The sequence below is a fragment of the Pseudodonghicola flavimaris genome (assembly GCF_030164425.1).
Lineage (GTDB): Bacteria > Pseudomonadota > Alphaproteobacteria > Rhodobacterales > Rhodobacteraceae > Pseudodonghicola > Pseudodonghicola flavimaris.
In genome coordinates this window covers 89,630-100,105 of record NZ_JASNJD010000012.1, presented here as the reverse complement: position 1 = coordinate 100,105, position 10,476 = coordinate 89,630, and the positions used below count along the sequence as shown (strand labels likewise).

General features: G+C 68.3%; 4 protein-coding genes. 1 reads left to right on the top strand and 3 read right to left on the bottom strand.

Going from position 1 to position 10,476, the window contains the following annotated elements; genetic code table 11:
* Positions 1-2 precede the first annotated feature (2 nt).
* Both QO033_RS15925 and QO033_RS15920 read right to left on the bottom strand, forming a co-directional pair.
* Positions 3-6,512 (bottom strand): type I polyketide synthase, encoded by a 6,510-nt coding sequence (locus QO033_RS15925; protein WP_284481973.1) that lies wholly within the window; start codon positions 6,510-6,512, stop codon positions 3-5.
* Positions 6,513-6,840: 328 nt separating this feature from the next.
* Positions 6,841-8,283, bottom strand: a complete 1,443-nt coding sequence (locus QO033_RS15920; protein ID WP_284481972.1) for a hypothetical protein — start codon at positions 8,281-8,283, stop codon at positions 6,841-6,843.
* Positions 8,284-8,537: 254 nt separating this feature from the next.
* Here QO033_RS15920 and QO033_RS15915 point away from each other — a divergent pair, with 254 nt between their 5' ends.
* A complete protein-coding gene (locus QO033_RS15915) occupies positions 8,538-9,296 on the top strand; it encodes a WecB/TagA/CpsF family glycosyltransferase (RefSeq protein ID WP_407682122.1) in 759 nt (252 codons plus the stop codon).
* A gap of 45 nt (positions 9,297-9,341) precedes the next feature.
* On the opposite strand, the gene QO033_RS15910 is transcribed toward QO033_RS15915, so the two are convergent.
* On the bottom strand, positions 9,342-10,313 hold the full coding sequence (locus tag QO033_RS15910; RefSeq protein ID WP_284481971.1) for a glycosyltransferase: 972 nt from the start codon (positions 10,311-10,313) through the stop codon (positions 9,342-9,344).
* Between the last annotated feature and the right edge of the window lie 163 nt (positions 10,314-10,476).

Below are 10,476 nucleotides of genomic sequence, written 5' to 3'. Positions count from 1 at the left end.
TCTTACTCCGCCGCTTCGCGCAGGGTGCCGGCCAGCTCCGGGCTGTCGGGAGGCACCCCGGCCTCGGCCCGGTCGATGAAGCCCTTCATCTTTTCCGCCAGCACGCTGACATTCGGGACCAGAACCATGGAATCGTGATCCCCCGGCACCTCGACCACCCGGGTGCGTGGCACATGCGCGGTCCATTGGTTGTCCTCGAAGACATATTCGCGCGCCGCACTCACCCAATTGCCGCCCGAGACCTTCCAGTGCCGGTCCAGCGGCGGGCGGAACAGCACCATCGGCCCGTTCCAGGGTTTCAGCTCATAGGCGGCCAGCGAGTCGCGGAAGGCAGCCTCGATCTTCTCGTTGTTGAAGCTGGTGCCGGTGCTGACCAGCGCCGGGGCCCCGCGACGTTTCTGCAGTTCCCAGCGGATCCGGTTGCCGGCCCATTCGCTCAGATATCCGGCCCCCTTGCGGCGGATTTCCTGCAGCTTGATCAGCGCCTTGTCCTGGGCGCTCAGCTCCGGGCGCAGCGGCAGCGGGGTGTCGAGCATGACCAGCAACGCCACCTCTTCGCCGGCGTCTTCCAGCTGTCGGGCCATCTCATAGGCGGTGATACCACCGCCGGAGAAGCCGCCCAGCAGGTAAGGCCCCTGCGGCTGCACCTGGCGCAGCTCGGCGATGTAATCGGCGGCGGCCTCTTCCATCCGGTGATGCGGTTCGTCGCCGCCGATCAGACCGCGGGCCTGCAGCCCCCAAACCGGCCGGTCGCGACCCAGCATCAGCGCCAGATGGCGCAGGTTCAGGACGTTGCCGAACATGCCGGCGACCAGGAAGAACGGCGTATGGCCGGGCCCGCTGCCGCCCGCGCCCTTGTGCAGGGCGACCAGATGGGTGAAGGCGGGGGCGATCTCGGTCTGCGGCGCCTCGTCGCCTTCGGCGGTCTCGCCGGTGATGCCGGTGCGCGCGGCGATCAGGCCGGCAAGCGCGGCGACGCTGGGCGCCTCGAACAGGGTGGAGAGCGGGAATTCGACGTTATAGAGCCGGCTGATCCGGGCGAAGAGCCGCACCGCGATCAGCGAATGGCCACCGAGATCGAAGAAACTGTCCTCGACCCCGACCCGGGCGACCCCCAGCAGCGAGGAGAACAGCCCGGCCAGCGTCTTTTCCACTTCGGTGCGCGGGGCCACGTAATCGGTATCCAGATCGGGGCGATCGAAGCTCTGCGCCTCTTCCGGTTTCGCGGAGCTGACCTGGGCAGCCTGACGGATCAGCTGCGCCAGATCGAGACTGCTGACCAGTACCTGCGGCGCCCCCAGCGCCAGCGCCCGTGTCAGCGCCTCGGGGCCTTCCTCGGGGCGGATGCCCTGGGTGATGTTGTGGCGCAGCCGCTGTTCCTCTGGGCTGAGCGGGGCGTCCTGCGTGGCGGCGACCAGCCCCAGATCGGCGGCCCGGGCATCGGCGGTGCCGGCGGTGGCGAACTCCAGCGTGCCGGCGGTGCGGGTCATCTGGAAGCCTTCGACCTCGACACAGACATTGCCCTGGGGATCGGTCAGGGTGACGTCGAAGCTGACGAACCCGTCGGCCCCGGTCCCCGGGGTGAGCCGCATCCAGCTGCGGATCTCGCCCGGCAGCGGCGCGAAGACACGGATGGTGCGATAGCTGACCGGCACCCAGAGCGCGGTGTCGTCATAGCCCGGCGCCAGTGCGATGGCCCAGCCGGTGGCGAGGTCGAGGAGCCCCGGATGCATCAGATAGCCCCGGGCCAGATCGCCCCGGCACTGTTGCGGCAGGCTCAGCGTGGCGAGCCCTTCGCCTGCACCCATGGCACGGCGGCGCAGCACCTGCCAGCGCGGCCCGAAGCGCAGATGCGCCTCCTGTGGCGAATGCAGGCAATCGTCCGGGCCGGCCACCTCCGGCGCGCCGCAGCGGGCGGCGATGGTGCTGAGATCGAGCGGAGCAGGGACGGCCAGATCGCCGCGCGTCACGATCTGCGCCTGGGCGTTCAGCTCGTATCCGGCGGCCTCTTCGGCGCCGAGCGCGGCATGCACAGTGAGGTTCAGGCTGGCTTCGTCGGCCTCCAGCCGCAGGACGGCGCGGCGGGGCTGATCGTTGCCCACCCGCAGCGGCCTGAGGAAATAGAGATCACGGATCTCATAGGGCACGGCGACGCCATGGGCTGCCATCGCCTCTGCCGCCAGTTCGATATAGCCGGTGCCGGGCAGGAGCGCGTCGCCGGCGGCGGTACGGTGCTGGTCGAACACCCAGTCGTCCTGCGCGTCATAGGTCGACACGAACAGGCGGTTTCCGGCGGCATCGAAGCCGGTCTCGCGTAGCAATGGCTGATCGCAGTCCACCCGCTCGCTGAGCTTGCCGGCGCCGTCGCGGGCGGCCATGGCATCGGCGGCCATGCCGACCTGCGACCAGACCCCCCAGCCCACCGCCATCACCCGGGTCGCCGCGGCCTTGCGGGACTGGGCAAAGGCGTTGAGATATTCGTTCGCCGCCACATAGTCGATCTGCCCGGCCGGCGCCGTCGCGGTCGAGGAGGAGGAGAACAGCACCATCAGTTCCAGCATGCCGTCGGGGAACAGGGTGTCGAGCACCCTGAGCCCGGTGACCTTGGGGGCGAAGACCTGGGCGACGCCGCTCTCGGTCTTGGCGAGGACGGGGCCGTCGTCGATCTGGCCGGCGGCGTGGATCAGGCCGGTGATGGCGCCGAAGCGCTCCTCGGCCTCGGCCACCGCGGCGCGCATGCGGTCGATGTTGCAGACATCCGCCGCGATCGCCATCACCGCGCCGGTGCCGATCGCCTCCAGGTCCTGCAGGGCGCGGATGCGCCGGGCAGTGCGGTCGCTGGGGGCATGGCCGGCCAGGTAGGCCGCCCAGGCGTCGCGGGCCGGCAGCGGATCGCGGGCCAGCAGGATCACGTTGGCGCCATGATCGCGCATCAGCCCGGCGGCCAGCGTCAGCCCGATGCCGCCGAAACCACCGGTGATCAGATAGGTGCCGCCGGTCTTCCAGACCGGCGCGCCGCTCTGGTCCAGCGCCAGTGGCCGCCAGCTGCGGACATAGCGTTTCTCGCCCCGGCGCAGGGCGACCTCTTGGCCGGGCTCGGCCAGCAGTTCCTCCAGCGCCTGCGACGCCAGCGGGGCCAGATCGGCCCGGGGGGCCGCGCCGCCAATCGGCGCCAGGCGACGCTTCGGGGCGGCCGCAGGCAGGGCGATGTCGACCGAGGCCAGCGTCACCCCCGGCATCTCATGCGGGATCACCCCGACGGGTCCGGCGATCAGCGCCTTTTCGGGATAGGGCAGGCCCTCATCGTCCAGCTGGGCGGCACCATTGGTGAAGACGGTGATATGCAGCGGCTGTTCCAGCTCGGCCCCGCCGATGGCCTGGGCCAGATACATCAGGCTGAAGAACCCCTGTTCCAGCATCCGGTCGTAGAACGAGCCGCCGGGGCGGTGGCTTTCGTCCTGCGTCACCGGCCAGAAATGGCCGATGCGATCGGGGCTGCGGCCGGACTCGGCCAAATCGCGCAACAGGCTGTCATAGCCGAAGCGCCCCTGTTCGGGCGGCAGCAGATAGTGATCTTCCGCCAGTCGGGCATAGGTGTCGCCGGGACTGACCCGGGTGACGACATGGCCGGCGCCAGCCAGACGCTGGGCGACCTCGGCGGCAAGGCCGGCGCCCTCGTCGAAGATCAGCCAGGTCTGCTTGGCCGCGTCGCCCAGGTCGCGGTCGACGTCGATCTCGCAATCGGCGGGGCGCGGCCGCCAGGCCGGACGATAACCCCAGCGCGCCATGTCGTCGACGCGGGAGAGCGCAACCTCGCCCTCCACCGTGACCTGCGGCTTGCCGGGCTCGATGAAATAGCGGCTGGCCTGGAAGGCATAGGTCGGCAGCGGCAGGCGCTGGCGTTTCGCCTCACCCCAGATCTGGTCCCAGTCGGCTTCGATCCCGCAGGCCCAGAGCCGGCCGATGCCGGAGAGGAAATAGGCGTCGTCGGCGATCTCCTGTTGCGGGTGGCGCAGCGAGCTGATCACCTGCCCCGGGCCCACGGCATCGTTCATCTGCGCCAGAGAGCTGAGCGCGCGGCCTGGGCCTACCTCCAGAAACACCGGTTTCTGGCCGGCCGCGAGCGCGGTGATGCAATCGTCGAAGCGCACGGTATTGCGCAGCTGACCGACCCAATACGCGGGATCGGTGGCCTCTTCGGCGCTGAGCGGCGCGCCAGTGCGGTTCGACAGGATCTTCATCGTCGGCGGCGACAGGTGGATCGACCGCAGGAAGGCGCCGAATTCCGCCAGGATGGGGTCGAGCATGCGCGAATGCGCGGCGATGTCGATCTGCACCCGCTGGTGATCGATTTCCTGCGCGCTCAGGGTTTCGGACAGCCGGTCCAGCGCCGCCTGCGGGCCCGACACGGCACAGAGCCGGGGGGCGTTGACGCTGGCGATGTCCAGGTCGTCGCCGATCAGCGCCCGCAACTCGGCCTCGGGCAGCGATACGCTCAGCATGCCGCCCGCTGGCACGGTGTCGAACAGCCGGCCGCGCAGCAGCACCAGATCGATGCAATCCTCGAACGACATCACGCCGGCCAGACAGGCGGCGGTATTCTCGCCCATCGAATGGCCGACCAGTGCCGACGGCCGCGCGCCCCAGCTGATCCACAGCTGGGCCAGCGCATATTCGACGATCATGATCAGCGGCAGTTGCACCGAGGGTTGCGTCAGCTTCGCGTCGGCCTCGGCCTGCGCCGCGTCATCCCCCGGCAGCCAGAGCGCGCGGATATCGAAATCGAGCTTCGGTTCCAGATGGTCCAGACCGCGATCCATCCAGTCGGCAAAGACCGGCTCGGTCTCGTAAAGATCGCGGGCCATGCCGGCATATTGGGCGCCGCCGCCCGGGAACATGAAGACCAGATCGGGGCGGGCGCCCAGCCGGTCATGGGTGAAAACCTTGCGCGGATCGGCCTCTTCCAGCAGACGGGCGGCCTCTTCGGCGTTCTCGGCGACCAGCACCCGGCGTTTGTCGAAGCCACGGCGGCCTTCCTTCAGGGTGAAGGCGACATCGGCCAGCGGCAGATCGGGATTGGCGCGCAGATGCGCCGCCAGTGCCCGGGAATTGGCGTCGAGCGCGGCGCGGGTGCGCCCCGACAGGCAGAGGATCTGGAACGGGAATTCGCTCTCTTCCGACGCTTCGCGTTCGGGTGCCTCCTCAAGGATCGCATGGGCGTTGGTGCCGCCCACCCCCAGTGCGTTGACGCCGGCGCGGCGCGGTCCCTTGTGCGACTTCCAGGGAGTCAGCCGGTCGGCGACGGTGAACGGCGAATGGTCGAAATCGATGGCCGGGTTCGGCGCCTCATAGCCCAGCGAGGGCGGGATTTCCCCGTGTTTCAGCGCCAGCGCGGTTTTCACCAGCCCGGCGACGCCGGCGGCGGTGTCGAGATGGCCGATATTGGTCTTGACCGACCCCAGCAGGCAAAAGCCGGTCTCGGCCGTTTCCTTGCGATAGGCCTCGGTCAGGGCGGATACCTCGATCGGGTCACCCAGATAGGTGCCGGTACCGTGGCATTCGACGTAATCGATGGTGTCGGCGGGCACGCCGGCCGCCTTCAGCGCCAGCGCCACCGCCTGCGATTGACCGTCGACCGAGGGCGCCAGATAGCCAGCCTTGGCGGCGCCGTCGTTATTCACCGCGCTGCCCTTGATCACCGCCCAGATATGATCCCCGTCGGCAATCGCGTCTTCCAGACGCCGCAGTGCCACCACCCCGGCGCCGGAGCCGAAGACGGTGCCCTGCGCCCGGTGATCGAAGGCGTGGCAGTGGCCGTCGGGCGAGAGAATTTCGTTCTCCTTGTAAAGATACCCGCGGCCCTGCGGCAGCTCGATCGTCACGCCGCCGGCCAGGGCCATGCCGCAATCGCCGGCGCGCAGCGCCCGGCAGGCGTAATGCACCGCCACCAGAGAGGTGGAGCAGGCGGTCTGCAGGTTGATCGACGGCCCTTTCAGGTCGAACACATGGCTCACCCGGGTCGACAGGAAATCCTTGTCGTTGCCGGTGTGGCGCAGCAGGAACATGCCCACGTCCTGCACCAGCCCGGGGTTGGAGCAGATGTTGAAGTAGAAATAGCTGCCCATGCCGCAGCCGGCATAGACGCCGATGGGCTCGGACAGGGTTTCGGGCGGATGACCGGCATCTTCCATCGCCTCCCAGGCGACTTCCAGGAACTTGCGGTGCTGCGGGTCGAGGATCGCCGCCTCCTTCGGGGAAAAGCCGAAGAACTCGGGATCGAACATGGCGAAATCGTCCAGCGGCGCTGCGGCCGGGACATAATTCGGGTCGGCGATCAGGGCCGGGTCCTCGCCATTGGCGAGGAGCTCTTCCTCGCTCAGGCGGACAATCGATTCCGTCCCGTTCCGCAGGTTCTGCCAGAACGCCGGGGCTGAGCCCGCGCCGGGCAGACGTACGGAAAGGCCGACGATGGCAATATCGCCGCTGCTGCTATGCTTCTCGTTCGATGCCATAAAGTGACCAAACGCTCCGATATTATCCCACGTCGGCCCCCACCGACATTCAGAATAGACAGTTGGCCGCTTTGCCAACAGATTAAATTTTGATGGATGTCCCGCGATCATCCGTAAGTGGCTAGACTGGCGTGATAAAACTTTCACGCTTCGGAAAACTCCGATGCAGGTCTTTGCACAATACATATCTTCGCCCGCCATTGGGGCTCGGATAAGGATAATTTGTGGCGATTTCCGCCGCAAATCGGGCGGCATTTCTGCACTCACCCGAAAGTTGTGCGCTGCATCCCGGGTGCAGGTCTGGTTGCCTGCCCCGGTCCGGGGCCTGTCACATCACTGTGCGGCGCCCCTTGGGACGGCGGCGGCCGATCACCGGTTGGCGGCTTGCGCCGGGGCTGGCGGCGGCTGCCGAGCTACGGTCACGGGCCAGGCGTGGGTCCTCGGCATGGCCCAGCACCGCTCCGGCACACAGCCAGGTCAGCGGGATCAGCGTGGCGTTGACCAGCATGTCGATCATCGTCGCCGCCACGATCAGGGCGACGGGGGCGGCGTAGACCGACACTTTTTGGCGCCGTGCCCGCAGCGCGATCAGCGCCAGGGGCAGCGCCAGCAGCCCCATTTCGGCGATATAGCCCAGCCAGCCGAAGGTGCCGAAGACGATGATCCAGCGGCCGTCCGGCACGGTACGGACCTGTCCGTCCATGGCGTCCATGATCAGGTTGCGGCCCCAGCCGCCCCAGCCGAACAGCGTCTTGTCATGGGCGCGCTCCAGCAGGATTTCCTCGTTGGTGAAGCGATAGGCGAGCGAGGCGGCACGTTCTTCGCTGATCGCGGCGGCGCGCTCCAGAATCGCGTCCAGCGGGATCAGCCCGGCATTGCGCAGCATCGGATAAAGCACCGCCACCGCCGCCAGACCCAGCGCCACCCGCAGTTGCCAGCGCGGGCTGGCGAAAATCACCACCGGCAGGAAGCTCAGCGCATAGAGCTGCGAGGCGAGGCTCTTGCAGAGGTAGAGGACCCCAGCCAGATAGACCGTGGCCAGGATCATCCGGAACCGTGCCTCCGGCTCGGCAGAACGGGTCAGCGCCGCGGCGGAGAGCAGCGCGGTGAACATGAAGAAGGCCAGCCACAGCGCATGCGGCAGGAACACGATCGGCCGGAAGCCACCATCCCGCATCATCTGTTCGAAGGAATGCTGGAAGAAACCATAGACCCAGACATTGATCTGCGGGCTCAGCCGCACCTCGATCAGCGACGGCAGCGTATAGATCAGCCCGCCGATCATGATCGCCTTGAGCAATTCGCGCAGTCCGGTTTCGGTCGACAGCAGGGCGCGACCGATGAGGAACGGCAGGATGGTGATGGTCTGTTTCACCATGACCGAGACCAGATCGTGAATCCGTACCCCGGGGATCACATAGCTGTGGCCGTAATCGTCGCGATAGACTGCCGGGTCGCCATTGGTCAGGACCGTCGGAATCGTGCCCAGCAGGAACATCAGCACCAGCACCCGGCCGGGCACCGATTTCGGCAGCAGCGGCACCGAACGGTGCAGCATCAGCACTGCCAGCAGGAAGGCCATCAGATTCGGAATCGATTCCTTGTCCATCGCCGGAATCAACGGCAGATCGAAATTCGCGACCGGCGGCAGCAGCAGATAACCGCCCAGAATGCACCAGATCACTGCGCGTTCTGGGGGCATGCGCTTGACCATCACGATGCAGACCAGCGGCCAGCACAACAGCATCAGCATGGCAAAGGCATTGGGCATGGTCGGACGGCTCGGGGTCTGCTCGGGGACGGGGCGGTTTCTGTTGGGGTGCCGCCGACAAGGCAAGCCGGCCGACCCGGGGGCACTCTAGCAACTCCGCCGGGCGCTGTCGCGCCCTGTCGTCGGCAGGATCGGGGAAGTGGCGCAAAGACTGGCAGGGATACAACGGCAGCGCGGCAATTCCCGTCAGACTCGTCACCCGGATTGTTCGGCGTGGCGATTCGCGCCTATCACCGTGGCAAGGAGATTACCCCGTGCAATTCGATTACCCCGGCCAGACCATTCACATCAACATGCCGACCCAGGGCGCCCTGCTGGGCGAGGTGCGGCGCCGGTTTCGCGCCGGTGAGGGGTTTGCGCTGGCGACCGTGAACCTGGATCATCTGGTGAAGATGCGCGCCTCGGCGGATTTCATCCGGGTCTATGCCGGGCAGGATCTGGTGGTGGCGGACGGCTGGCCCATCGTGATGCTGTCGCGGCTGGCGGCGCGGCCGGTCGACCTGATGCCGGGATCGGATCTGATTCTGCCGCTGGCGGCGGTGGCGGCCGAACAGGGGGTGCCGGTGGCGCTGGTCGGCAGCACCGAGGTGGCGCTGGAGGATGCGCGCCGCGATCTGACCGCCCGGGTGCCGGGGCTGAAGATCACCCTGGCCGCCGCGCCGTCGGGCCGCTTCGATCCGGAGGGCGCGGAGGCGGCCGAGATTCTCGCGCGGCTCGATGCGGCGGGCATCCGGCTGTGTTTCCTGGCGCTGGGGGCGCCGAAGCAGGAAACCCTGGCGCTGCGCGGACGCAGCCTGGCGCCGGCGGTGGGCTTCGCCTCGATCGGCGCGGGGCTGGATTTCCTCGGCGGGCATCAGGTCCGGGCGCCGCTCTGGATGCGCCGGGTCGGGCTGGAATGGATGTGGCGAATGCTGAGCAGCCCGGGCCGGATGGTGCCGCGCTATGCCCGCAGCGCCGCGGTGCTGCCGGGGCAGGTGCTGAAGGCACTGAGGCTGCGCTGGTCCCGGGGCTGAGACCTCTGCGATCGGGGCGGCTCTCTCTGGCGGGTGTCCCGGTTCTCACTTGTATTCCATGATGCCCCGCCGCCGTCCGCGCAGCCGGCGCAGGTGAAATTCCAGCGCGCCCTGCGCCTCGGCGAATTTGCCCAGCATCGAAAACAGCGCGGTTTCCCAGCGTCCCGCCCCGTGCCCCCGCAGCGCCAGCCGCAGCATCTGGGCCGGATAGATCAACACCAGCAGCGCCGCCCAGGGGCTGACCGCCAGCAGTCCGAGGATCGCCAGCGGCAGAACCGCCCCCCAGAGCAGCGCGCGGCGGGTTTCGCGCAGCCAGTGGCGTTCCGGCGCCCGGCCATGCAGAAACGCGCCCTCGGCAAAGGCATGGCCGGCGCGCCGGCTGCGCCGCCACCATTGGCCGAACCGCAGGATCTGGGCATCGTGCAACGTCATTTCCGCATCCAGCCGCCAGATCGTCCAGCCGGCCCGGCGCAGACGCAGGCACATCTCCGGTTCCTCGCCGGCGATCAGATCGTCGCGAAAGCCGCCGATTTCGGTCACGGCGGCGCGGCGCACCAGCGCATCGCCGCCGCAGGCCAGCGCCTCTCCCGGCGGGGTGTTCCACTCCCGGTCGCAGAGCCGGTTGTAGACCGAGGCCTCGGGGTGGCGTTCGCGGCGCCGGCCGCAGGCCACCGCGGCACGTGGATGGGCGGTGAGGAAATCGCGCGCGGTGGCGATCCAGTCGGCATCGATGGTGCAATCGCCATCGACCAGCTGCACGAAGGTGGCCGCGTCTCCGTCCAGCGCCGCCAGCCCGGCATTGCGGGCGCGCGCGGCGGTAAACGGCAGGCTCATGTCGAGCTCGACAACCTCCGCCCCCAGCGCCCGGGCGGCAGCGACGCTGCCGTCGGTCGAGCCGGAATCGACATAGACGATCCGCCGCGCCGCGTCGCGCATCGAGCCTAGGCAATCGAGCAGCCGCTGGCCCTCGTTGCGGCCGATCACCACCGCATCCACCTTCTGCCCGTCCGATGTCATGCCCGCTCCTCGCCGCTTTCGGGCAGCCTAACCGCTTCGGCGCCGGCCGCAAGCGTCGCGGCGCTCTTGGCGCGGGGCGGCGAATGGGGCAGCCTGCGGTAGAGGCAATCAGGGTTTGGTTCTGGGGATTTGGTGGTCGGGACCGGGCGAGCGGAACCGGCGC